Origin of the sequence: Arthrobacter sp. PvP103, from assembly GCF_017833075.1 — a bacterium.
Classification (GTDB): Bacteria; Actinomycetota; Actinomycetes; order Actinomycetales; family Micrococcaceae; genus Arthrobacter.
In genome coordinates this window covers 3436286-3460651 of sequence record NZ_JAFIBQ010000001.1, presented here as the reverse complement: position 1 = coordinate 3460651, position 24366 = coordinate 3436286, and the positions used below count along the sequence as shown (strand labels likewise).

Genomic DNA, 24366 nt, shown 5'->3' with positions numbered 1-24366 from the left:
GTTCCCGCCATAGGAAACCCACAGGTCCGCCGCCTAACATGGCCCACATGAAAGCCGCCCGGGACGCCCGCTCTGCCGCCGTCGTCATCAACGCCGGATCACGCCGAGGTGCTGCAGGCGAACTTGCGGTGGACGCGATGAAAAAGGCAGGCGTGCCCATCACCGCCGTGAACCACATCCTGTCCGGGGCAGACCTGGCCGGGACACTTGACCGGGTGCTTGCGGACGGGCACGACCTGGTGGTTGTCGGCGGCGGCGACGGGACCGTGTCCTGCGCCGCCGGCCGGGTTGCCGGCACCAACGTTGTGCTTGGCGTCCTTCCGCTGGGCACCGCGAACGACTTCGCCCGCACGCTGGAGATACCGAACAACATTGCCGAGGCGTGCGCAACCGTCGCCGAAGGAAAGGTGGTGGATATTGACCTCGGCCGGGCCAACGGTGAGCCGTTCCTCAACGTCGCGTCCGTGGGCCTGTCCGTGGCTGTGACGGAGGCTCTGAGCCCCCGCTTGAAGCGGTACATCGGACCATTGGCATACAGCATCGCCACGCTGCGGGCCTATGCCCGGCACAAGCCGTTCCGGGCCCGCCTCGAGTTCCCCGAGGGCGACCACGAGCCGATGGAACTGGAAGACCTGCTTCAGGTGGCGGTCGGCAACGGCCGGCATTACGGCGGCGGCAACACGGTCTCCCCCACCGCCGGGATCGATGACCACCTCCTGGACATCTACGCCATCCTGGCGGGTCCGCTCCGGGAGCACGTGAGCATCGCACGGCTGCTGAAGGATGGAAGCTTCATCGAGCACGACAAGGTGTACCACCTGACAAGCCGGCACGTTCGGCTGGTCACCGATCCGCCGCTGCCGGTGAATCTCGACGGCGAGATCGCCACCATCACGCCAGCCGACTTCACCGTCCAGCGCAACGCCGTCCACGTGCTGGTGCCCCAGAGCAGCACCAGCGCCCTGTTGGACGGACCGGGCGCCGCGAGCGGGCCGCCGTCGTGATTCCCGACGGCGGAAGGTTCTGACTATCGGGGAACAAGCCGCCACAGGGAGGTGACCTCGGCCGTGCGCGCTTCGAACAGGGGATCGTCCCGGTCCGATGCCTTCGGATGCGTTGGCTTGGTGTCCAGCCGTTCCACAACCTTCAGCCCGGCCGCCTCGATGGCGGCCAGCAGATCCCCACGCGACCGCAGGCCAAGGTGCTCGGCCAGGTCGGAGAGGACAAGCCAGCCCTCCCCGCCCGGCTCAAGATGGTCGGAGAGTTCGTTCAGGAAGCGGAACAGCATTCTACTGCCGGGGTCGTAGACTGCGCTGTCCAGGCTGGAATGCGGGGTGGCCGGAATCCAGGGCGGGTTGCACACGATGAGCGGCGCCCGCCCGGGCGGGAACATGTCGGTCAGGACGGCCTCAGCCCGGTCCTGGACACCGAGGTTCCGGAAATTCTCAGCAGCACAGGCGATTGCACGCGGTTCATTGTCGGTCGCCACCACGCGGCGGACGCCCCGGCGCGCGAGGACGGCAGCGAGCACCCCGGTGCCTGTTCCGACGTCGAACGCTAGCGTGTCAGAAGGCAGCGCAGCGGCAGCGACGAGATCCACATACTCGCTCCGGGTGGGGAAGAATGTGCCGTAGTGCGGGTGGATGCGGCCCTGCAGGGCATCGACGTGGATGCCATTACGCCGCCACTCGTGGGCGCCGATGGCCCCGACAAGCTCATGCAGGGATACAACGGAGGGTTCGCCGATGTCACCGTACGCTCCAGCGGCGGCCTGCCGGATGTCCGGTGCGCGGCGCAGCGGCACCACCGGGCCCGGATCAAGCGGAATCAGCAGCAGTCCGAGGATGCGTGCACGGTGCGAGGCGGACTGGCGGTGCCGATAGAACTTTTCGGCCGGAGTCGCTGGGGTCTCTTTCTTTGCCGCGCCGATCCGGCGGTCCAGGGCGCTGAGGATCTGCCGTGCGTTGTGGAAGTCACCGTGCCAGAGCATCGCGATCCCCTGTGATGCCATCCGGTTCGCATCATCGGCTGTAAGGGAGTCGGAGACCACTTCGACGCGCGTCGGCGCCGGCCGGCCGTTCGCCGAACGCCATCGCGCAGTCCTGCTCTCGCCGGCGTCAGCCCAGGCCACGAGGGCTCGCTCAACGACCGCGGTTGTGCGCACGGGCTTGGGGACCGGCGTCGGGATGCCCACGGGAGCTGGCGTGTCAGTTGTGATAAAGATCCATTCCAAGCGTCAGAGGAGCCGATCGGCGACTGACGATTGCGGCGGTGATTCCACGACGTGGATGGCTGCGGCCCAGGGTTCCGGACCGTCAACCGGCCGCGAACCGAGCGTGGTTGATGGCCGCTGTAGCCATTCAACCTGCCTTCTCAGGATACAGGTGGGCCGTGGGTGCTACCCGACGATGCAGAGATGTGCCGCTTGACCTGCTCAAGCTCATCTTCGAGCAGGTCAACTTTGGTGCGGTATTTTTCGAATTCCGCCGCTCGGCGCCTGGCCATGGCGAAACTGATGACCGCGGCGAGAACGGCAAACGGGAACGAGAGCAGCAGGGCCCAGCCGGACGTGGCAAGGAAGTCCAGGGCTATGGGAAGCGCCTGCTTGAACGCCAGGAAATCGTTCACCCCACCAACCATTCCCTGCAGGGCTGAGTCCAGGGGGCCAAAGTACTGCCCCACGATGGGCGTCTCGGAAAACGACGGGGCGCTCAACGGCGGCTCTCCCCCCGCCGACCAGCGCGAATCACGGAAAGTGTTCAGGACGTAGATCCCTGCACCCGCGTTGAGGGCCGCGAAGAGCAGGACGGCTCCAAGCGCAGTCCAATGGAGCCTGCGCCAACGCCAGAGGCCGGCCACAAGCGCGAAGACGGCGGCCGCAATCCAACAAAAGTTGCGTAGTTCGTCGCGGCTGAGGCCGCCCAGTAGGTCCAAGGTATTTCCCAGCCTTTGCAGTTGATGCTTGTCGCGGTCCCAAGCAATGCCTGTTCAGGTCCCAAGGGAGCCTATCCCAGTCACCCCGGTCATGCCGCGGGGCAGCAGGCCAAGGCCGTTCGGCCCTAGCGACGCCCGCTATCCGGGCCAAAGCTTAAATCGTTAGGCGCTGGGGCGGACGCCCGCGGGCCCCTGCACCGAGCCTTTGCCAGACCGCGGCTCTGAGGACATCCGGACATGTCAATCGACAAGCGCCGACTCCCGCTGCGCAGGCGGGCCCTGATGCCGGGAAGTCAGCGCCGTGATGTGACTCGCAAGGCCCTCCTCGCTTCAGGAGCGCTGTCTTCGCTGCTCTACGTGATCGCCACAGATGGCCTGGCTGCGTCCATGTGGGACGGGTACCGCCGCACCGAACAGATGGTGAGCGAACTCTTCGCCGTCGGCTCCCCCGGCCGGGACGTCCTGCTGCCCTTCACGTGGCTCTACACGGTGCTGTTCACCGCATTCGGGGTGGGCGTCTGGAACTCCGTGCGCGGCAACCGCGCCCTGCGCATCAGCGGTGGCCTGCTCACCGCGTACGGGCTGTGGAACATCATGGGCGCCCTCTACCCGCTGACACTGGGGGACGATGCTTCCGTTCCTATGCATATCCTCGTCACCAACATTCAGCTCGCCCTTATGGTCGCGGCAATGTGTTTCGTGGCTGCGGGGTTCCACGGCCGGATGCGCGCCTATTCGATCGTCTCGCTCGCGGCTTCTGCGGTTATGGGCGTGGTGGCATTCATGGCGGCCCCGGGGCCCAACCTCGTGCTGGGCATCAGCGAGCGGATCAGCATCGGGGCATTCCTGCTCTGGGTAGTTGTCCTCGCTACCGCGCTGTGGAAGCGGCCTGCCGCTGACAGGACATCACAGGTTTAGGCGCCATCCCCTCACCGAACAACTCCCGGAAGCGGCCAACGATGCTCGAAACTGCACGCAACACCAGGACCCACGGACGCCGCGACCTGGTCACCGAACTCCTGGGCCTGTGGCTGGTGCTGGCCGTCTTCCTGGACGGCTGGGCGCACCTGAACCTGCCCAGCCTGGAGACGTTCTTCACCCCGTGGCACGCTGCCCTCTACTCCGGCATGCTGGCGACGGCGGCGTGGACCGCCGTCGTGATCTTCCGGAACCGGGAGCCGGGGCAGCCGCTGGTGCAGGCCATCCCGCCCGGCTACCGGGGCACCGTAGTGGGGCTCATCCTCTTTGCCACAGCCGGCGGCCTGGACCTGCTGTGGCACGAGGTCCTGGGCATCGAGGTCTCGCTGGACGCCCTGGTCAGCCCCACCCACCTGCTGCTGGGCTTCAGCCTCTTCCTCATCCTCGGCACCGCGGTCCGCAGCGCCCGGGCCTGTCATTCGGCCAGCCCCGACGATTCCCCGGCCCCGACCCCGGTGGCGCTGTTCGCCGTCGTACTGATGACCGGGCTGGGAGCGTTCTTCCTCATCTACGTCTCCGCCTTCGTCCGGCCGGGGCCAACGGCCCTCTTTGTTCCGACGCCGGTCGGCAGCCCCGGGCGCGTCCAGTCGGAGCTGCCGGTAGTCGTCACCCTGGCCAGCTACCTGCTCACCACCTTGCTGATCATCGCCCCCTTCCTCTTCATGCTTTCCGCGGCGCAGCGTCCGGCCCGCGGGGTTGTCACCATGTTGGTGGCCGCTGCAGCGTGGCTGCCCGTCGCGATGCTGGGGTTCCGCGCGTATTCCATTGCTGGAGCCGCAGGCGCCACCATTGCCGCCGTCGCGGCTGACCTGCTGCTGGCCCGGCTTCCGGAGACCTGGCTGCGCAGGCGGCTGCCGGCCGTCACGGGAGGAATCGCGGCTGTCCTGTGGACGGGACAGCTCGTGGCGTTCGCGGTAACGGACGCGATCCGCTGGCCCGTCTCGCTCTGGCTGGGAGCAGTGGTACTCAGCACCGCGGTGGCCGCGGGCCTCGCGCTCCTCGCCTCCTGGGGTCCGGCGGGTTCGGCCGCTCCGGCGGGTCCGGTGCGGGACTCCGCCGCGCGGTAGCGGCCTCTCACAGCCAACGGCGGACGCAGTTGCAGCACGCTACCCGTGGGTGACTGCAGCGCCCAGCAGACCGAACAGTGTCCCTGCCGCCAGGGCAATGAGGGCACGTTTCCGGGTGGGATACAGCCAGCGCACTGCGAACACGGCCGCTGCCAGAATGACACCGTTGACGATACTCAGAATGACCGCGATCCACTCGGACCCCGTGGCCACCCCGAAGCCTCCGCCGCTGCACCCGCTGACCCCGCACCAGGCAAAACTCGCCACCATCCACTGCGGCAGGCTCAGCAGAACTGCCAGCGGAACGGCCCACCAGAGCTTTGTGACGTCCGGGGTTATCCCGCGCAGCGTCAACCGCGGATTCTCAGATGAGGCGCCCGACGCGCTGCCGGCCCGAACCAGCGCCCGCCTCCGGACGCTGAGGACAATCCATCGGAAGACACCCGCGTTGACCGCCGCAAGGAGGACGTATCCGAGATAGTAGAGAACCGTAGTCAGGCCCAGTCCACCCCCGGAGCCAAAAGTCCCGACGACGAAATACGCGAAAGAAACGGGCAGGGTCAGAACCACCAGGGCGAGCAGCAGGCCCTCCTTGAACCCGGGATCCAGGCCCAGGGCGAGGACTCTGCCAAGCAGCGCAGCCACAACAACGGCGAACGTCACCGAGAGGTATATGACGACGGCGGTTCTGGCCCAGCGCGGCAGGGCCCTTCCATTCGGCGGTGATCCACTGCCCACAACGTTCCCCCTTGACGTCGTTCCGGCCTAACCCCTCACCCGAACAGCGCCGCGACGCCGGTCAGCGTGACAAAAACTCCGTAGAGCAGCGGTATCCCCACCAGGGCCCACGCGAGGATGAGCATGCCGGTGGACGATGTGACGGGCGTCTGTGCGCCGCCGGTGTTTTGGGTGTTCATTTCAGGCCTCCAAGGCATGTTCGGGCCGACGGCGGTCGGTGCGGAGTTCGTGGAACCGTGCGTCCACCGGTTTGACCAGCAGGTTGGTGACGAAGCCGACCACCAGCAGCGCCACCATGGTCAGCAGCGCCGGCTGGTAGGACGCCGCGTTCAGCTGTCCGGGTTTGCCCTGCGCGTCCAGGAACGCGTTGACAATCAGCGGCCCGGCCACGCCGGCGGCGGACCAGGCGGTCAGCAGCCGGCCGTGGATGGCGCCCACCTGAAAGGTGCCAAAGAGGTCCCGCAGGTAGGCCGGTGCCGTGGCGAATCCGCCGCCGTAGAAGGAGATGATGAAGAACGCCAGCGCCACATACAGGACGGTGGTGCTGGATCCGGCCAGCGCAAGCACCGTGTAGAGCACGGCGCCCACGCCCAGGTACACCATGTAGATGCGCTTGCGGCCCGTGACGTCGGAAGTGGCGGACCAGGCGAAGCGCCCGGCCATGTTGCCGATGGAAAGCAGCCCCACAAAGCCGGCGGCGACGCCGGCACTGACCAGGGACACGCCGTCGGACTTTCGGAAGAAGTCCTGGATCATGGGCGCTGCCTGTTCCAGGATGCCGATGCCCGCGGTGACGTTGCAGAACAGCGCTACCCACACCAGCCAGAACTGCGGGGTCTTGATCGCGTTCTTAGCCGAGACGTTCTCGGTGGTGACCAGCTTGGCGGCCTTGACCTTGGCGGGGTCGAATCCCGCGGGGCGCCAGCCTTCGGCCGGGACCCGGATGGTGAGGGCGCCGAAGAGCATGTAGGCGAGGTAGACGACGGCGAGCGTCAGGAAGAGCTTGCCCACCGAATCGCCGCTGGCCACCCAGCCCTTGGCGCCGGAGTTGGGATCGTACAGCTTGAGCAGCGCGGTGGAGACGGGGCTGGCGATCAGCGCGCCGCCGCCGAAGCCCATGATGGCCATGCCGGTGGCGAGTCCGGGGCGGTCCGGGAACCACTTGATCAGGGTGGACACGGGCGAGATGTAGCCGATGCCCAAGCCGATTCCGCCCACTACGCCGTAGCCGAGGTACACGAGCCACAGCTGGTGGGTGAAGATGCCCACCGAGCCGATCAGGAATCCGCTGGCCCAGAACATGGCCGAGGTGAACATCGCCTTGCGGGGGCCGTTCCTGTCCACCCACGTGCCCATGATCGCGGCCGAGAGGCCCAGCATCACGATGGCGATGGAGAAGATCACGCCGATCTCCGTCAGGCTGGCCCCGAAGTGCTTGACCAGCGCCGTCTTGTAGACGCTGGTGGCATAGGCCTGGCCGATGCAGAGGTGGACGGCGAGCGCCGCGGGCGGTACCAGCCAGCGGTTGAATCCAGGCGGGGCGATGGTGCGGTCACGGTCAAGCCAGCCCATGTTTGCTTCCCTTGCGTGTCGAAGACGTCGATGTCGGATCGATCCAGAGGCAAAGACCCCCCACTGCCCGTTGCCTCCAGCCATCATGTGCCCAGATCATCAGTAAACGTACTATTGGCGCGCCAAGCGGTAGGGACTTTACGACGAACGGTCCGGTACGTTGAAGAAACGCTCCTGGCTGCAGGAGCGCGGCGTTGCCTCGAACCGGGACACTGTTGAGGAGTTCGAGCTGCGGTGCGGCTGCTCCCCAGGAAGCACCCCGCCTCTAAGATGAGGCATGGACTTCGAGGACACGCTCTGGACGGTTTTGGGCGCGGGGCTGGTTCTGCTGATGCTCGTCGACGTCTTTCGCACACTCCTGTACCCGCACGGTTCCGGCCCCCTGGGCCGGGCGATCATGCGCGGGTTCTGGCTGGTGTCCAGAAAACTCCGGGGCCGGGGCTCATTCATCGCGGCGCCCCTGGCGATGGCGGCCGTCATCGGCGCGTGGGCAGGCCTGGCGGCCATCGGCTGGGCCCTGCTCTACCTGCCCCACCTGACGGACGGTTTTATTTACGGAGCCGGGGTTCCGCTGCGGGCCGACTTCGCCGAAGCCCTCTACATCTCCCTGGTCACTCTTTCCACCGTTGGGTTCGGCGACATCGTGGCAGCACATCCGGTGCTCAGGCTGGTTGTTGCACTCCAGGCCGTCACCGGTTTCGGCTTGCTGACAGCAACGGTCACCTGGATCCTGCAGACGTTCCCCGCCCTGAACCGCCGGCGCGCCCTTGCCCACCAGCTGACCCTGTTCCGGGAGGCTGCAGGTCCGGCAGGTGTCCTGGCGCTGGACCCCGGTCACGCTGCCGGACTGTTGGAGGCAATGGCCGGAAACGTGGCTTCGGTGAGCATAGACCTGCTTGCCTTCCATGAGACCTACTACTTCCGTGAAATTGAGCAGCGCGGCTCACTGCCCGCCACGGTGGCCTACGCCCAGCAGTTGGCATCCCAGGCCCAGCTCAGCGAGAGCCCTGAACTCCAGTTCGCCGGGCGCATGCTCCACGCGGCGCTCGACGGACTGGCAGACGTCCTCCGCGGCAAATTCGGCCACGCAGGAACCACCTCCGCCGATGTGTTCGACAGCTACGAGCTGCATCACCGGCACCGGCGGCCGGGGAACCCGGACGCAAACTAGCCTCACGGCACCTGCCGCGCCGTGGATCCGTCCCTAGAACCCGTGAGCCATAGCCCTCGTTGAGAAAGCGCCGGCTGGTACAGGACTTTGAGCCCTAGTTCCGGCCGAGCCGTAAGGCCATCCTCTGAGGTACGGGCGCGCGTGCTCCAGAACGAGCAAGAGCCGGCCGCACTGAAACCAGGACGCCACACAACCGCTGTTACCTCCCATATTCGCCGTCGCACAGGCGAACCTGCCAAAGCGTCAGGAGCCTCGAATGGCAGTTCCGATCCAGCCTTCCGTCACTGCCCGGCCCGCCGTCCCGGTTCCCTGGCTCACCCGAACGGCCGTGGGGCTCTTCATTGCAGCCCTCACCGTCGCCCTGCTCCCCGCCGGGCCTCTTCCTGCCTCGTTGGGGGTGTGGTCGGCAGCTGTCGTCGCCGGATTCACTCTTAGCGCTGCCGCCGCGATCGCATCCCAGGCACGGGGGCACCGGGTTGTCCGCACCCGGCTCGGCTATTGGGCCCTCGCGGCGCTCACGGCCGCCCTGCTGGCACTGGGTCTGGGGACCCTGCCGACAGACAGGAACCCCGAGATGTTCTTGTCCGCCGGCACCGTCGCCGCCATCACCGCGGCAGTGCTCGGCACCCTCGCGGCTTTCCGCGCCGCCGGAGCACGTATCCGCTTCCTGCCCACAACCCCCGCAGGATGGTGGGCCGCCGCGTTCCTGGCAAGCTTCCTGATCCTTGGGTTCAGCCCGTGGGCCGTCCTGACTCCGGCGACGGTGATGGCCGGCCCAGCCCTTGCGCTGGCGGCAATCGTCAGTTATCAAGACCGGTCGGTGCTCACGGTGATCGCTTTGGTGGCCGGACCGGGGCAGCTGGCCTTCTTCGATCTCGCCGTCCTGATCAGCACGTTCACACCCCACCCCTAGGCGGACGACATGCACTTCGCAGTCACACCCCGATCGGCCTCCGGGCGGTGGAGCCTGCTCTTCGCCGGCCTCACCGTCCTGGCGACGCTTGCGGCCTGGATCGTCCTCCTGCCGGTGACGGCAGATCCATCCGGCACCTGGGTCTGGATGGCCCTCGGCCAGGCGTGCATAGCGCCCGCAGCGGCGGCAACGGCACTCGGACTGGCCAGCCTTATCCACTATGGCGAACGCTCCGTACTGACATGGGCAACCACCCTCGCCGCCCTGGCGGTGACGGTGGCCACGGCCGTGATCATGCTCTCCACATCTGCGCAGCCTTATTAGTCGTGCAAGCTCCCGATCAGCCGCCTCCCGCCGTCGTTGCTACCGCCTGACGAAGCCTGCTCCTGTAGGTTGATGCTGAACTCTCACTTACCTTCAACCAGGGCGGTTTTCTGATGGACGCGGATGTCATCATCATCGGCGGCGGGCTGGCCGGGCTGGTGGCCAGCAACGAGCTGGTTCGGGCCGGCAAGCGGGTGGCGATCCTGGACCAGGAGAACGCAGCCAACCTCGGCGGCCAGGCCTTCTGGTCCCTCGGCGGGCTGTTCCTGGTGGACACCCCCATGCAGCGGCGCCTGGGCGTGAAGGATTCCTTCGAGCTGGCATGGCAGGACTGGCAGGGTTCGGCCCAGTGGGACCGGCTGGGGGGCCCACTTCCGGAGGACGAGTGGGCGCAGCAGTGGGGCCGCGCGTACGTCGAGTTCGCCGCCGGGGAGAAACGCTCCTGGCTGCAGGAGCACGGCATCACGTTTACCCCTCTGGTGGGCTGGGCCGAACGCGGCGACGGCCGCGCCGGCGGCCACGGCAACTCGGTCCCCCGCTTCCATGTCCCGTGGGGAACGGGCACCGGGGTCTCCGAACCCTTTGCGCGGCTGGCCCGGGAGGCTTCCGGAACGGGACGGGTGACGTTCCACTTCCGGCACCGGGCGGACGGGTTAACGTTCGACGGCGGCACGGTCACCGGGGTGCGCGGCACCGTGCTGGCACCGGACGATTCGCCGCGCGGCGTTGCCTCGAACCGGACCGCTGCTGGGGAGTTTGAGCTGCGTGCGCAGGCCGTGGTGATCGCGAGTGGCGGGATCGGCGGCGACCACACGCTGGTGCGCCGGTGGTGGCCCCAGCAGCTGGGGACGCCGCCCGCGAAGATGATCACCGGGGTGCCCCGGCACGTTGACGGGCGGATGCTGGACATCGCCGATCAGGCAGGCGTCCGGCTGGTGAACCGTGACCGCATGTGGCACTACACCGAGGGCATCCAGAACTGGAACCCCGTCTGGCCGGACCATGCCATCCGGATCCTGCCCGGGCCGTCGTCCCTGTGGTTCGACGCGCTGGGCCGGCGGCTTCCCTCCCCCGGGCTGCCCGGTTACGACACCCTGGGAACCCTGCGGCTGCTGAGGACCACACCAGATATCCAGCAGTACAGCCACTCCTGGTTCATCCTGAACCAACGAATTATCGAAAAGGAGTTCGCCCTCTCCGGCTCCGAGCAGAACCCGGACATCACCAACCGGGACCTGAAGCTGTTGCTTCGCTCGCGTTTGGGCCGCGGCGCCGCAGCCCCCATCGAGGCATTCAAAGAGCACGGCGCCGACTTTGTGGTGGCGGACAGCCTGGAGAATCTGGTCCGCGGGATGAACGGCCTCACCTCGGAGCCGTTGCTGGACTACTCCGGGTTGCGCCGGCAGATTGAGGAACGGGACGCTGAGATCCGCAACCCCTATTCCAAGGACACGCAGATCCTGGGCATCCGCAACAGCCGCCGCTTCCTGGGCGACCGGCTGTTCCGCACGGTCAAACCGCACCGGATCCTGGACCCTAGCGCGGGCCCGTTGATTGCCGTGAGGCTCCATGTTGTGACCCGCAAAACCCTGGGCGGCATCCAGACGGACCTTACTGGTCAGGCTTTGTCGCAGGACGGCGCGCGCATCCCCGGCCTCTACGCTGCAGGCGAGGCAGCGGGGTTCGGCGGCGGCGGGGCCCACGGCTACAACGCACTGGAAGGCACGTTCCTGGGCGGCTGCCTCTTCACCGGCAGGACCGTGGGGCTCTCCCTGGCGCGGCTGCTCTAGCTGGGAATCGCACCAGCCCGGTATGGCTTAGGACCGCGCCACATCAATCCAGTAGCGCCTAAATGGCCGCCCGTTCCCGCCCACCCTCACGTCCTCGAGCAGGCCCCCGCAACGCTCGATAGTCCTGGCTGACGCTGCATTTGCATCATCGCAGGTCAGGAGAACGCGGTCAGGCTCTTCCTGCGCAGCCAAACGGGCACACACTTCCTGCAGGGCCCACGACGCCGCCCCCCGCCCACGGTCTGACGGCCGGACCCCGTATCCGATATGCCCGCCCGAGTTCAGGAGGGCCGGCGTGAGGTAGTGGCGGAAGGCAATTGCCCCCACATACCGTGAGCCCTCCGTGATCCAGCGATAGGTGCAAGGAACAATGCCGCCCGCCCCGGCAGCCCGTTCAGCACGCGAGAGTCTTCGGACCCAGTCAGCGAACCCCTCCGGGCTGGTGACATCGTCGTCTGGCAACAGGCCGGCACCGTCCTGGTGGGCGCCGTCCCACTCGCGGTGAGACTCGGCAAACGACGGGTAGAAGGATGCATCCGGGACAACAAGTTCAAACATGCACACGACTCTATACGCCATCCAACCTACTTTTGTAACACGAATCGGCGTCCAAAGAATTTCTAGTCAACAGACTTGTCAAGCTTGTGACAGATGTCGTAGATTCAATCCGTCCAACAAATTGATAAACCAAGAGGAGTGATCCACGTGCTGAAGCTCAAGCGACTGACCAAGCGCCGTTCCAAGCTGAACTTCGTGTTCAACTGAACAAATAAAAATTAGTGGGGACCACGCATTGCGTGGTCCCCACTCCTAATTGGAGGCAAGAATTGGCAGCCACGACCTACTCCCTCAAGCAGTCGCTTCCCGTCGTCACAACAGACACCTCCGTGCACATCGGATTGGCGCCACCCAATGCAATCGAAATTGAAGACGCACCAGACGGGCTGGCGGAATTGCTTGGATTTGCATCGCAACCGCGGACACTCGATGAACTGGGCAACGAGGCCCAACTACTGCTTGGCGAAAGCTCCGGGCAAATCGTTGAGGAACTCATCGACGCCGAGATTTTGGTGCCCTACAGGATCGACCTTTCAGGGCAATACAGCCGCCATGATCTGTACTTCGCGCTTGCTCACGGCACAGGACCGGGAGCCAGTGACTTGCTCCGCGCACGAACGGTAGCGCTCATCGGCGTCGGCGGCATCGGAACCAACGTGGCCATGCAGCTCGCGACGGCAGGGGTCGGTTCCATCGTGCTGGTGGACGGAGATTCCGTCGAGGAAAGCAACCTCACCCGGCAGTATCTCTTCACTGCCCAAGACGTCGGCAAATCGAAGATCGAAGCGGCCGCAAAGAATCTTTCGCTTCGAGCTCCCGGCATCAACACCATCGAAGTCCCGTCAATGATCTCAGGCGTTGACGACCTCCTGCCAATCTTTCAGGATTCAGACTTCGTGGTTGTTTCCGCCGATACTCCCCAGGAAGTGCTCGAGTGGTCCAACGAAGCGTCCATTATCTCCGGAACTCCGTTTACCTGCGCCGGATACCAGGACACGCGTGGAGTGGTGGGGCCGGTCGTCAGGCCGGGTGAAACTCCATGCCTGCTGTGCGCCGCAACAGATAACGACGGGCGGACGAACTCCACGGCATCCCTCACTACGACAAATTTCAACTCGGCCTACCAGGCGCCCAGCTTCGGCCCCCTTAACTCCATCGTGGCGTCCATTGCCGCCATGGAAGTGTTCCGCTATCTGCTCACCGGCTCGACGCAGCTTGATGGTCGGCGACTGGTCTTTGACTCACTGGAACTGTCCTCGGAATTTGAAGACTTCGCCAGGAACATCCACTGTGCTGCGTGCACCTGACGTCAACAGCGGCAAGGCACTGGTGGCACTGGCCGGGGCGTTTACCGTCGCATCACTGGCGTCGACCGTTGCCAACAGGAACTTCTGGCCCATCGCATCAAACAACATGTTCAATGCGAAGTTCGGCGACCGACTCTCCCGTTTCGCCGTCGAATTCCACCTGTCAGACGGAACGGTAGTGGCCTGCGGGCCCGCAAACTGCATTCCGACCCAGTTCTTCCGGGCCGGGGCAGTGTTCGCAGACGTTTTCATGGGTGACGGGGACCATCCGAAACAAGTCCTGTGCCAAAGGATTCTCCGCAGACTGCGCAGCGATCGGTGGAGGCCATTTGACGAGGTTAGAGCCCCCGCAAATCTTCCCAACGTTCCCCTAGCCAGGATGGAAATCTGGGTGGAGACCACTGTGCGGGGAATGCCCGAAGAAAGGGAAGTCGTGTATACCTATGTTCCATCAGATGCGCAGTAAGCCAGCAAGTTTGCGGCAGGCACGCACTGCCGCATTGTGGATCGTCGCTGCAGTGGCAGTTACGTTACGACCAGGCCCGGCTGCTATGCAGGACTACAAAGCTGCCCTCGATCCTCCGGCCGAGAATTCGGACCGTGATTCCACTTCCCGCTACGTCCCGGGGGCTGAACGAATAGCGGCCGGCTTGCTCCTGGCAGCAGCAGCGAGCGAGCTATGCAAGAGTCCCGATTCAAAGCACTCTTCCTGGCTCCGGCGGGCAGCCCTGGGGGTCTTTCTTGGAACTCGTGCCGCGGATGCCCGGTCGCTTCCGGGACGGTGGCCCTATGACACGTTTATCGAGGCGGTCCTTGCCGTAAGCCAGTGGCCCCACTCCGCAACGACCGACCCGCGGCTCGCCAACTTGCCGCTCTCAGTGTCACGTGTGGCTCTGTATTTGCCCTACACCCAGGCTGGCCTGTCCAAACTGATCCACGGCTTCGACGCCTGGGTCCGGCGCGGGGATGCGAATCACATCTACCACTCGCATTTAAGGGCATCTGACGGCCACCCATTTGCCCAAGAGAGATTTGCCCGGCCCGTTCGAGTCATTACCCGGGCAATTCCCTTCCTCGAATTGCTCGCCCTGCCCCTCGCCCTCGTTCTTCCCGGAAGATGGCGGATCCTGGTCCCATGCTGCACCACCCTCTTCCACGTGATGGTCGCCCGTACCTGGAACATCAGCTTTTGGCAGGCTCCCGCCATGCAATGGCTACTGACCTCGGTGGAAAAGCAGACCGATCTTGCCACCATCCTCCGCGCGTACCAAGGAAAGTAAATTGTCTCCAGCAAAGCCATGGCAGCGGCGCCTGCACCTGACGGGAATGTGGGTTAATTCGCTTGGCGGGGGCGCGTATAACATCGCCCTGCCGCTCATCGTGCTGCAAACCAGCGGCAGCCTTGCCCAGATGTCCATCGTTGCCGTCGCATCCCAGCTGCCAAAGGCCTTTCCCGGAGTGCTCATCGGAGGACTGGCCGACCGTATGTCGCCGCGCACCATGACCCACATTGGATATTGGGGTCAGGCGCTGGTAGTTGCAGCTATGGCGCTGCTTATCGGGCCCTGGCACACACCATTTTGGGTTCTTGTACTCGGCGCCTTCCTGCGCGGCAGCCTCGACATGTTCGCAAGAACTGCAACCTTCGTTGCCATCCCGAAAATGTATGGCGACGGCACGGCAAAGTTCAATGCATCAGTCTCTACGGCATGGACATCGGCTTCCATCGTGGGGCCGGCCATCGGCGGAGCTTTGAGTGCTGTCTGGGGTCCTTGGTGGTTGCTGGCAGTGGACGCTGTCTCATTCACGGTCATCGCAATGATCATGAACTTCCTGCCGTGGCCGGACCGTCCAGGCAACGTGCCCGATCGGCCGGGCTTCATTCAGGAACTTTCCGCGGGGTACAGGCGACTCTCTCAACTCCACGGTTGGTGGCGTTTCGCCGGGACAGTTGTCCTGATCGGCTTTCTGTCCGCGCCTCTCTCAACCCTGGCCATCTTCCAGACCTCGGCTGGCCTGGGCGGCTCAACTACCGAAGTGGGGATTGTTGGCGCGGCCGCGGCCGCAGGCCTGTTTTGCGGATCAATCCTGTCCGGCCTGTTTTCCAGTTGGCGTCCAAACATTCTCATGCAACGTTCCTCGTGGCTTATGGCTGGGGGCTCGTTGCTCTTCTTCATCCCTTCGTGGATCGCTGTGGCCGGTGCTCTCTTTACCGTCTGTACCGGAGGCATTGCCTGGACCGTGGGGCGCACATCCCTTATCCACCAACAGATTCCCTCCACTGATCTCGGCAAGACCATGACGGCCGTCCAGTTTCTGGAAACGGTATCCAGCCCCCTCAGTCTCACGGCTGCCACGTATCTCATGGGTGTTTCGTCGTCCATGGCGTTTGCGTCAATCTTGGCCGCGGCGCTGCTGTCAGGGCTGCTTGCGCTCAAATCCGACTCGATCCTAAGTCCTAAGGAGCGCGAACCAGAGCCACGGCAGAGGGAGACGGTGCACTAGTTCACCTGTCCGATAAGGAGTCTTTGTCCTTAAAGCCGTCTGCCGTGGTTACCTTCCAGCGAAGGAAGGCATCCACGGCAGAACAGCTGCTCCGGAAAGCGGCGGCTATTTCTCGCAGGCCACGCCGTCGCGATCGCGGTCAAGGCTGGTGCTGTAACCGGGCTGGCCGGAGTAGAGCGGCGCGGCACCTGCGGCCTTGACGGCGGCACAGTTGGGATAGTACGCGGTGGCCGGAGCGGCGGGAGCTACCGGCGCCGGTGCCGGCGCCGGCGCAGCGGGAACCTGCGCCGGAGGGGCTGCCTTTTGAGCCGCAGCCTGCTCGGCGGCCACCTTCGCGGCAGCAGCCGCAGCCGCATCTGCTGCAGCCTTGTCAGCTGCCGCCTTATCTGCCGCTGCCTTATCGGCCGCAACCTTGTCCGCAGCAGCCTTTGCCGCCGCAGCCTTCTCTGCAGCCGCCTTGTCCGCGGCGGCCTTTTCCGCCGCCTCCTTCTCAAGGTTCTTGACGCCGAGGTGCACGGTGGAGTCCTTCGCCACCTTCGCGCCCTCCGCGGGGTCCTGGGACGTCACCTGCCAGTTCTTCTTGGACATGATCATTTTGCCGTCGGCGGTGTCGTCCGCCTTGACCTTGAGCCCAAGGTTTTCCAGCTGATCCGTGGCCTTATCCAGGGTCAGGCCCATCACGCTGGGAACCGTGACAGCATCTGAGACGTCTGCAACAGCGGTTGCGGACGATGCCGCCTGCTGACCGCCGCATCCGGTCAGCATGAGGCCGGTTAGCACTACCAGTGTCAACATTTTTTTCATTTTTCCCCCTAGGAAAGTTTGGAACGGTGGAGTGATTGGTCTGGTTAGCCTTCGCAGGCGATGCCGTCGGAGTCGCGGTCCAGCGCCGGGCGGTAGCCCGCCGACCCTGCGTACAGCGGCGCCGCACCTGCAGCCCTGGCCGCGGCACAGTTGGCGTAGTAGGCGGCAGCCGGGGCCGGCGCAACGGGAGCGGGAGCCTGGACAACAGGTGCCGGAGCAACAGGAGCCGGGGCCGGGGCCACCACAGCGGGAGCAGGCGCGGCCGGGGCGGGCACTGCCACAAAAGGCGCGGGCTCGACGGCGGCGGGGGCCGGCGCCGGTGCGGGTGCGGGTGCCGCAGCGGCGGGGGCCTGCTCGTTCGTCGGTGCCAGCTGGCCCGAGCAATCGGCCAGGATCTTGGCCATCGCATCGTGCTCCGCCTGGGTGACCCACAGGCTGTACGTGGCCTTCACGGAAATCTGCCGGGCAACGTATTCACACCGGAAGCCCTTGTTCGGCGGCAGCCAGGTGGCGGCGTCGCCGTCGCCCTTTTTGATGTTGGTGGGACCGTCGGTCGCCTGCAGGTTCAGCGGATCATTGGCGAAGGCCGTCCGCTGTTCCGTGGTCAGCTGCTGAGCGCCCTTCTGCCAGGCGTCGCTGAGGGCCACAACGTGGTCGATCTGGACCTTGCTGCTGGTCGCACTCCCCCGCAGGAAGCTGATGCTGGTGCCCGTGTAGGGATCCGCCAGCGTTCCGGACTGCACCTTGCACGGGACGCTGTTGGTGTAGGTGATGCCCGTCAGGTCACGCTTGAGGATGTCGTTCCGGGTGTCGCAGCCGTTCCGGTCAACGTCGGCCCACGCCTGCCCGAACAGGGCACGGTCATACCCCGTCTTCGGTGCGCGGCCCTTGATCGGAAGGGTGGCCAGCAGGTCCACCGCCTTGGTGGCGAAAGCCGGCTGGGCCTTCGGTGCCGTGACGTTGACCCCCTGTGCCAGGAGGTAAGGACTGTCAGGATCCAGCGGCTCGCCCGTTTCCTGCGCAGTCGGAGAGGACGACGGCGCAGGCGTCGCCTTGGCAGTTGCACTCGCCGCAGCGGCAGCGGGCGAGGCGGTGCCCTCGGATGAGGCCGCCTCAGCGTTCCACGAGGAAGTCCGCGGCAAGGCAACGGCGCCGCCGATAAACAGTGCAAATGAAACGGCCAGGGCAATAGCCCCCGCCTTACGCCTGGCCGGAAGCCACGCCCAGGAACGGCGGCCAGTCGCCAGGACATAGAGGCCGGTGAGTCCCGCCGCGATGGCCAGGAAAACCAGTGCGCCCCCAAGACCGCCGCTGAGCGCACCCAGGAGCATAAAGAGCGCCGTGATGGCCCCAACGATGAAAGTGGAAGCGCGTGGCTTGCGTGGCGGCCTGGGGTCCTCCCCGGCAGGAGTGGACCCCATAAGGGTCACATAGTTCGACATTCTTTTCCCCCATTAATAAAGGCCCGGCATATAGCCGGGCCTTTTTCTTAAGCCAAAATCTTGCTAACCAGAAGCGTATTTCTCGTGCGGCAGCGTAATGATGAACCTGCGGAGATCTTCGTCCAACCTTGATGGAGTCTTGAGCCGGCCTTGTGCATTCCGGCGGAACTAAGAGTTCACTTCCGAGTTCACCAGTCCGTCATGTCTCCTCCACCGTCAGGAAGCGCGTCGTTTCCGGTGGATGACCAGACTGGATGCCGCTCGTAAACGGGCATGACACCGATTTGGAGACCCACAAATGAACACCGCAAAGCTGCTGACCGCGGCCGCCATGTGCGCAGGCCTGGCGCTGGGGACACCCCTTCCGGCGCAGGCTGCCGATACCAACCCGAACGGCACCGCTAACCACTTTGACCTCCAGGCCCACCGCGGAGGAATCGGGCTGACGGTCGAGTCCACGCTTCCTGCGTTTGCCAAGGCGCTCGAGACGGGTGTGACCACTCTTGAACTCGACCTCCAGATAACCAAGGACGGCCGGGAAGTCATCACTCACGACCGCAAGATCAGCGACAAGAAGTGCGCGGACACCGCACCCGCGACGCCCGGGGACCCGTTGTTTCCCTACGCCGGCAAATACGTCAAAGACCTGACGTTCGACCAGGTGCGTACCCTCGATTGCGGAAGCCTCACCCTCCCCGAGTTCCCCGGGCAGCAGGCCGCACCCGGCGAAAAGATGCCCACGCTCGCGGAGGTTTTTGCACTGGTGGACTCCTACCGGGCCAGCCAGGTGAAATTCAACATCGAAACGAAGGTGGAGGCCGGCGCCCCGGAGCAGACCGCACCCCGTGAACAGTTCGTGGCCGTCGCACTGAAGGAAATCAAGGCCGCCAACATGCAGCAGCGCGTATCCATCCAGAGCTTCGACTGGGGCTCACTGCGGCTGATCCAGGCGGCCGACCCCCGGATCCGAACCGTCGCCCTGACCAACAAGGACTTCCTGCAGGCCGGCCAACCGGGCAGTTCCCCGTGGCTTGGCGGCATCGACGCGGACGACTTTGGCGGAGACCTGGTCAACGCCGCCTCCCACCTGGGGTTCGACGCCATCTCCCCGGTCCACGGCACACCGCAAAACGGAACCGTAGAGGACCCGGGATACGTCCCGTACGTCACGGCGGACATGGTCAACCGTGCCCACGACGCCGGGATGCAGGTTATGCCGTGGACTGTCGACGACAAGCCGACCATGCGCGCCCTCATCTCCGCCGGTGTTGACGGGATCATCACCGATTATCCCGACCGGCTGCGTGAGGTCATGGCCGAGCACTCGATGAAGCTGCCGAAGCAGTACTCGCTGGAACCGGGCGCCGTCTAGGGAAAATCGCCGCACCCCGGTCCTTACCATCTGACTCTTGAAAGGCATCCCCATGAACCGCATTCGCACCCGCGGCGCCCTGACAGCCGCCGCTGCCGTCATCGTCCTCGCCGCAGGCAGCGGCATTGCCGCCCAGGCTGCGCCCGAGCCCGGCGACAGTGACCGCCACGCCGCCGACACGGCATTGGCCGACAGCTTCAAGGCCGTGGACCGTTCCACCAACTGGGAGATGACAGGCAAGCTCAAGCTCGGCTTCCCCACATTCCATCCCCAGGGCATCGCCTACACGGAGGATCACATCTTCCTGTCGTCCGTGGAAATAGTTGAGCCCACCGTTAAATACCCTGCGCCGCGCGACGGGTACGACCGCACGGCCGGGAAGGGCGTCGGGCACCTGTTTGTGATGGACAAAGCCGGGAACCTGCAGAAGGACATCATCCTAGGCGAAGGCGACATGTACCACCCGGGCGGGCTGGACTTCGACGGGAAGAACATCTGGGTGAGCGTGGCACAGTACCGGCCCAACAGCAGCTCGATCATCTACAGCGTTGACGTCACGACCCTGGAGCCGCAGAAGAAGTTCGAGGTCCCCGACCACTTTGGCGGCATCGTCATGGACCGCCGGACCGGGCATCTGATCGGCAACACGTGGGGCTCCCGGAGGTTCGCCGAATGGAACCTCAACGGCAAGCAGCTCAGCACCTGGCAGAACCCGAACCACTTCATCGACTACCAGGACTGCCAGTACGTGGCCAATTCCCAGGCCTTGTGCGCAGGGGTCGCCAACCTGCCCCAGGCCCCGCCGGCAGGCGGCACGGCGGCCACCTACGAACTGGGCGGCATGGCCCTGATCGACCTTGCCAGGAAGACGACCCTGCATGATGTGCCGTTCCAAAAGTGGTCCACGGCCGGTCACGTGGCCACCCGGAACCCCTTCAAGCTCACGGCGGAAGGCAACCATCTGACGATGCACGTGGCGCCGGACGATGCCGAAGAAGGCAACGGCACGGAAATCCTCACCTACGAAGCAACGGTCACCCCCGCAAAATAGCGGCTTCGTTTCCTGGAGCGGGCGGCTGAACGTACGCGTTCCGCCGCCCGCTGCGACCTCCCGGCACGCGTTATGCTGGAGCCCTCGGCTGAAGACGCCCGGCCATCGGATCGCACCCCTACGGAGCTGCCATCATGGCCGAGGCCCTTGCCCCCGCAGAACCCACCAGCACAGAACTCCGCCAGCTCGCCGCGGACACCTTCGGACTCCCCCGCCTCCGCGCCGGCCAGCTCGCCGGAATGCGCGCCCTCGTCGCCGGCCGGGACGTCCTGGCCGTGATGCCCACCGGCTACGGCAAGTCCGCCGTCTACCAGGTGGCCGCGCTCCAACTGCACCAAGGCAGCGCAAGCAGCGGTCCCGCCGTCGTGGTTTCCCCGCTGATCGCCCTGCAGGAGGACCAGCTGGACGGGCTGCTGGCAACGCTCGGCGGGCAGGCCGCCGTCGCCATCAACTCCGGCCACAGCGATGCCGAAAACAACGCCGCCTGGGAGGCCGCCGAAAACGGCGAAGCGGTGTTCGTCTTCCTCGCCCCTGAGCAGCTCGCCAAGTCCGAGACAGTGGACCGGCTCGCGGCCCTGGACGTCCCGCTGTTCGTGGTGGACGAGGCCCACTGCGTCTCCTCGTGGGGCCACGACTTCCGCCCCGACTATTTGCGCCTCGGCGAGGTCCGCGCGCAACTGGGTAACCCGCCCGTGGTCGGCCTTACCGCCACTGCTTCTCCTCCGGTGCGCGAGGAGATCCAGCAGCGCCTGCACATGGTGGACCCGCTGGTCCTGGTGCACGGCTTCGACCGGCCCAACATCCGGCTGGAAGTCATCCGCCACCACAAGGACAAGGACAAGCGCCGCGCCGTGACCCGCCAGGTGGCCGAACTCAAGGGGCCGGGCCTGCTGTACGCCGCCACCCGCAAGGACACCGAGGCCTACGCGGCCGAACTCACTGCCCTGGGCCTGCGCGCTGAGGCCTACCACGCCGGCCGGAAGCAGGGCGAGCGGGACCGCGTCCACCAGCAGTTCCTCGACGACGAACTGGACGTGGTGGTGGCCACCACCGCCTTCGGCATGGGCATCGACAAACCCAACGTCCGCTTCGTCATTCACGCCGACATCCCCGACTCGCTGGACAGCTACTACCAGGAGATCGGCCGCTCCGGGCGCGACGGCGAACCCGCCTCCGCCGTCCTGCACTACCGCTCCGAGGACCTGGGCCTCCGCAAGTTCTTCGGCACCCACACCACGGACGAGGAATCCCTCCTCGCCGTTCTTCAGGCACTGCGCGACGCCGGCGGGCCGGTCAGGCAGAAGGCCCTCGCCGAGCAGACCGGATTCTCTCCGCGGAAGCTCACCGGGCTGCTGAACCAGTTGCAGGAAACCCGCGCCGTCCGCACCGGCAAGCGCGGCATCCGGCTGGAAGCGGGTGCCAAGCTGCCCGCGGTGGTGGAACGCGCCGTCGAACACGCCGAAGCACGCCAGCGGGTGGACCGCTCCCGCATCGAGATGATGCGCGGCTATGCCGAGACCGACGCCTGCCGCCGCCAGTTCCTGCTGGGCTACTTCGGCGAGAACCTCCCCGAGCCCTGCGGCAACTGCGATACCTGCACCGACGGCTCCGCCTACGAGGAGGATTACGACGACGCCGCAGCGGCCGCCGCGGGCGGTGACCCTTTTCCGCTCCAAGCCTCAGTTGTACATAAGGAATGGGGGCCCGGCCTGGTGATGCGGCACGAGGAGGACACGATCACGGTGCTGTTCGAGCAGGCGGGCTACAAAACGCTGTCCCGCCAGGCCGTGACGGACGGGAAACTGCTGACGCTCGCTACCTGACCGGTTGTTGACCGCATTCGGTAGTGTCAGGATATGGACAGCGGCACGTTGGTCAACTTCGCCTTGGTTCTCTTCTTCGTACTGCTGGGCGGCGTCTTTGCAGGCACCGAAATGGCGCTCATTTCCCTCCGGGAAAGCCAGGTGCGCATGATCGAGAAGGCCGGCAAACGCGGGGCCCGGGCCGCTGCGCTGGCCCGCAACCCCAACCGGTTCCTCTCCACGGTCCAGATCGGCGTAACGCTCTCAGGCTTCTTCTCGGCTGCCTACGGCGCGTCCACCATTTCACCCGACATCGAACCCGTCCTGGAACGCCTTGGATTCGGCGCGGCGGCTGAGCCGGTGGCCTTTATCGGCATGACGCTGCTGGTGGCCTATCTCTCGCTGGTCCTGGGTGAACTGGTGCCCAAGAGGCTGGCCATGCAGAGCGCCGTCGGCTTCACGAAAGTCCTGGCCCCGCCGCTGGTGGTCCTGTCCGAAATCATGCGGCCCGTCATCTGGCTGCTGTCCGTGTCCACCGATGCCGTGGTCAAGCTGTTCGGCGGTGATCCGCACGCCAAGCGGGAGGGCATCAGCTCCGAGGAACTGTGGGACATGGTGGCGGAGAGCGATCTGCTGGAAGAGAGCAGCCGGCACATCCTGACCGACGTGTTCGGCGCCGGGGACCGCACGCTGCAGGAGGTCATGCGCCCCCGCACCGAAGTGACCTTCATTGACGGCACCATGACTATTGCCGACGCACGCAGCATGGTCCGGGACGGCCCGTATTCGCGGTTCCCTGTGATCGGCAGAACCCCGGACGACGTCCTGGGCTTCGTCCACATCCGGGACCTGATGACCCGGACTGAACAGCAGGACCAAGGGCTGGTGAAGGACATCGTCCGCGAACTCCTCCCCCTGCCGGGAACCAACCGGGTGCTGCCCACGCTGTCCCGGATGCGCCGGCTGGGCCACCATATAGCGCTGGTGGTGGACGAATACGGCGGCACGGACGGCATCGTCACGCTGGAAGACCTCGTGGAGGAACTGGTGGGCGAAATCTACGACGAATACGACACCGGGGCCGACCACGAGGACCGCGTCACCGTGGCCAACGGATCCATCGACGTGGACGGCGGCCTGATCCTGCAGGAATTCGCCGCTGCCACCGGCATCACCCTGCCGGAGGGCCGCTACGAGACAGTGGCCGGGTTCGCCATCTCCCGCCTGGGCCGCCTGCCCGTGGTCGGGGACCGGGTGCAGGTGCCGGGCCACGTGCTGACGGTGCTCGCCATGGACAGGCTCCGCATCGCCCGGATCCGGGTGACGCCGGCGGACGGGAAGACAGTTGGGCCGTCCTCGGACTAGTGACCGCCTGCCGTGTGGACGCCGTCAGCGGCTCCGGACAGGCGGACCGCAGTCAGCTTGTATTCGGGGCACCCGTGACCTCATCCTCCACCGGGGAGGTGAGGCCGTTGACCGCGGCACCAGGGAAGTGGAAGCCCGCGAAGACCTGGCCCGGTTCCACCTCGTCCGTGATCCTGGCCTGCAGGACCGCCGTCCCGTGCCGGCTGCCCACCCGGACGAAGTCGCCGTCGTGCAGTCACAGTGCAGCAGCGTCCCCGCGTTCGACGTCGACCGTCTCCCGGGCAAGCAGGCGCAGGTTGTCGGTGCGGCGGGTCATACTGCCGGAATTGTAGTGCTCTGCCCGGCGCCCGGTGATCAGCAAAAACGGGAAGTCCGCGTCGCATTGCTCGCCCGGAGGAAGGTAGGGCCTGGCCACCAGGTGCGCCAGGCCGTCCGGCGTGGCGAAGCGGTCCTGGTAAAGACGTGGCGTCCCGGGGGGAATCGACGGATCCGCACGGCCACTGCAGCGGCCCCTCCCGGTCCAGGCGCGGGTGCGAGATACCACCAAAAAGCGGCGCCACCACCGCGCATTCCGCCATAGCCTCCGCCGGTGTGGCGCACCCAAGGGCGGCCCCCATCCGGGCCGCGACGGCGTGCAGCACCGCGAAGTCGGTGCGGACACCGGCAGGGGGCG

The 24366-nt window shown here is 65.7% G+C and carries 24 protein-coding genes; 14 read left to right on the top strand and 10 right to left on the bottom strand.

Translation table 11 applies throughout. The features are described 5' to 3' along the window. Positions 1–47 precede the first annotated feature (47 nt). Complete coding sequence (locus tag JOE41_RS16000; protein ID WP_209752926.1) at positions 48–1004, top strand: lipid kinase; 957 nt, start codon at positions 48–50, stop codon at positions 1002–1004. A gap of 23 nt (positions 1005–1027) precedes the next feature. Here JOE41_RS16000 and JOE41_RS15995 read toward each other — a convergent pair whose 3' ends face one another. Both JOE41_RS15995 and JOE41_RS15990 read right to left on the bottom strand, forming a co-directional pair. Beyond that, on the bottom strand, positions 1028–2164 hold the full coding sequence (locus JOE41_RS15995) for a methyltransferase (protein ID WP_374068727.1): 1137 nt from the start codon (positions 2162–2164) through the stop codon (positions 1028–1030). A 209-nt stretch (positions 2165–2373) separates the two neighbouring features. Next, entirely contained in the window at positions 2374–2934 is a 561-nt protein-coding gene (locus JOE41_RS15990) for a hypothetical protein (RefSeq protein WP_209752925.1), read from the bottom strand. Positions 2935–3171: 237 nt separating this feature from the next. On the opposite strand from JOE41_RS15990, the gene JOE41_RS15985 reads away from it, so the two are divergent. Next, positions 3172–3852: a DUF998 domain-containing protein gene (locus tag JOE41_RS15985; RefSeq protein WP_209752924.1), complete on the top strand. Its 681-nt coding sequence runs from the start codon at positions 3172–3174 to the stop codon at positions 3850–3852. A 41-nt stretch (positions 3853–3893) separates the two neighbouring features. After that, positions 3894–4979 carry a hypothetical protein gene (locus tag JOE41_RS15980; protein WP_209752923.1) on the top strand — a complete coding sequence of 362 codons (1086 nt, stop codon included), beginning with the start codon at positions 3894–3896 and terminating at the stop codon, positions 4977–4979. 39 nt (positions 4980–5018) lie between these two features. Here the strand turns inward: JOE41_RS15980 and JOE41_RS15975 are convergent, their stop codons facing one another. The 3 genes from JOE41_RS15975 to JOE41_RS15965 are packed head-to-tail and all read right to left on the bottom strand — an operon-like array spanning position 5019 to position 7289. After that, entirely contained in the window at positions 5019–5717 is a 699-nt protein-coding gene (locus JOE41_RS15975; protein ID WP_209752922.1) for a hypothetical protein, read from the bottom strand. Positions 5718–5752: 35 nt separating this feature from the next. Next, entirely contained in the window at positions 5753–5896 is a 144-nt protein-coding gene (locus JOE41_RS15970; RefSeq protein WP_198011534.1) for a hypothetical protein, read from the bottom strand. Between the two features lies 1 nt (position 5897). Further along, positions 5898–7289 carry an OFA family MFS transporter gene (locus JOE41_RS15965; protein WP_209752921.1) on the bottom strand — a complete coding sequence of 464 codons (1392 nt, stop codon included), beginning with the start codon at positions 7287–7289 and terminating at the stop codon, positions 5898–5900. Between the two features lie 277 nt (positions 7290–7566). Here JOE41_RS15965 and JOE41_RS15960 point away from each other — a divergent pair, with 277 nt between their 5' ends. The 4 genes from JOE41_RS15960 (at position 7567) to JOE41_RS15945 (ending at position 11487) form a co-directional block, all read left to right on the top strand. Continuing rightward, positions 7567–8460 (top strand): potassium channel family protein, encoded by an 894-nt coding sequence (locus tag JOE41_RS15960; RefSeq protein ID WP_209752920.1) that lies wholly within the window; start codon positions 7567–7569, stop codon positions 8458–8460. Between the two features lie 256 nt (positions 8461–8716). Further along, positions 8717–9373 (top strand): hypothetical protein, encoded by a 657-nt coding sequence (locus JOE41_RS15955; protein WP_209752919.1) that lies wholly within the window; start codon positions 8717–8719, stop codon positions 9371–9373. A 9-nt stretch (positions 9374–9382) separates the two neighbouring features. After that, entirely contained in the window at positions 9383–9697 is a 315-nt protein-coding gene (locus JOE41_RS15950) for a hypothetical protein (RefSeq protein WP_209752918.1), read from the top strand. A 113-nt stretch (positions 9698–9810) separates the two neighbouring features. Further along, on the top strand, positions 9811–11487 hold the full coding sequence (locus JOE41_RS15945) for an FAD-binding dehydrogenase (protein ID WP_209752917.1): 1677 nt from the start codon (positions 9811–9813) through the stop codon (positions 11485–11487). A gap of 27 nt (positions 11488–11514) precedes the next feature. Here the strand turns inward: JOE41_RS15945 and JOE41_RS15940 are convergent, their stop codons facing one another. Beyond that, positions 11515–12045, bottom strand: coding sequence for a GNAT family N-acetyltransferase (locus tag JOE41_RS15940; RefSeq protein WP_209752916.1), 531 nt, complete (start codon positions 12043–12045; stop codon positions 11515–11517). Between the two features lie 269 nt (positions 12046–12314). On the opposite strand from JOE41_RS15940, the gene JOE41_RS15935 reads away from it, so the two are divergent. The 3 genes from JOE41_RS15935 to JOE41_RS15925 all read left to right on the top strand — a co-directional run bounded on the left by JOE41_RS15935 (position 12315) and on the right by JOE41_RS15925 (position 15857). Beyond that, the gene (locus tag JOE41_RS15935) at positions 12315–13352 is read left to right on the top strand and encodes a TOMM precursor leader peptide-binding protein (RefSeq protein WP_245200738.1); all 1038 of its coding nucleotides are present in this window, start codon (positions 12315–12317) and stop codon (positions 13350–13352) included. Between the two features lie 551 nt (positions 13353–13903). Then, a complete protein-coding gene (locus tag JOE41_RS15930) occupies positions 13904–14632 on the top strand; it encodes a hypothetical protein (protein ID WP_245200737.1) in 729 nt (242 codons plus the stop codon). A 1-nt stretch (position 14633) separates the two neighbouring features. Beyond that, on the top strand, positions 14634–15857 hold the full coding sequence (locus tag JOE41_RS15925; protein WP_209752914.1) for an MFS transporter: 1224 nt from the start codon (positions 14634–14636) through the stop codon (positions 15855–15857). Between the two features lie 105 nt (positions 15858–15962). Here the strand turns inward: JOE41_RS15925 and JOE41_RS15920 are convergent, their stop codons facing one another. Together JOE41_RS15920 and JOE41_RS15915 are read right to left on the bottom strand one after the other, a co-directional pair. Then, positions 15963–16652 (bottom strand): excalibur calcium-binding domain-containing protein, encoded by a 690-nt coding sequence (locus JOE41_RS15920; RefSeq protein ID WP_245200736.1) that lies wholly within the window; start codon positions 16650–16652, stop codon positions 15963–15965. A gap of 53 nt (positions 16653–16705) precedes the next feature. Then, positions 16706–18103 (bottom strand): DUF1524 domain-containing protein, encoded by a 1398-nt coding sequence (locus JOE41_RS15915; RefSeq protein WP_209752912.1) that lies wholly within the window; start codon positions 18101–18103, stop codon positions 16706–16708. Positions 18104–18401: 298 nt separating this feature from the next. Here JOE41_RS15915 and JOE41_RS15910 point away from each other — a divergent pair, with 298 nt between their 5' ends. From JOE41_RS15910 to JOE41_RS15895, 4 genes are all read left to right on the top strand, one after another. Further along, positions 18402–19475 (top strand): glycerophosphodiester phosphodiesterase, encoded by a 1074-nt coding sequence (locus tag JOE41_RS15910; protein ID WP_209752911.1) that lies wholly within the window; start codon positions 18402–18404, stop codon positions 19473–19475. Positions 19476–19527: 52 nt separating this feature from the next. Further along, positions 19528–20526: a DUF6454 family protein gene (locus JOE41_RS15905; RefSeq protein ID WP_209752910.1), complete on the top strand. Its 999-nt coding sequence runs from the start codon at positions 19528–19530 to the stop codon at positions 20524–20526. 134 nt (positions 20527–20660) lie between these two features. Next, positions 20661–22349, top strand: coding sequence for an ATP-dependent DNA helicase RecQ (locus JOE41_RS15900; protein ID WP_209752909.1), 1689 nt, complete (start codon positions 20661–20663; stop codon positions 22347–22349). 33 nt (positions 22350–22382) lie between these two features. Beyond that, positions 22383–23693, top strand: coding sequence for a hemolysin family protein (locus JOE41_RS15895; protein WP_209752908.1), 1311 nt, complete (start codon positions 22383–22385; stop codon positions 23691–23693). A gap of 52 nt (positions 23694–23745) precedes the next feature. Here JOE41_RS15895 and JOE41_RS21050 read toward each other — a convergent pair whose 3' ends face one another. Beyond that, positions 23746–23904, bottom strand: a complete 159-nt coding sequence (locus JOE41_RS21050; protein ID WP_307800709.1) for a molybdopterin dinucleotide binding domain-containing protein — start codon at positions 23902–23904, stop codon at positions 23746–23748. A 24-nt stretch (positions 23905–23928) separates the two neighbouring features. Beyond that, the gene (locus JOE41_RS21045; RefSeq protein ID WP_245200735.1) at positions 23929–24237 is read right to left on the bottom strand and encodes a hypothetical protein; all 309 of its coding nucleotides are present in this window, start codon (positions 24235–24237) and stop codon (positions 23929–23931) included. Positions 24238–24366 lie beyond the last annotated feature (129 nt).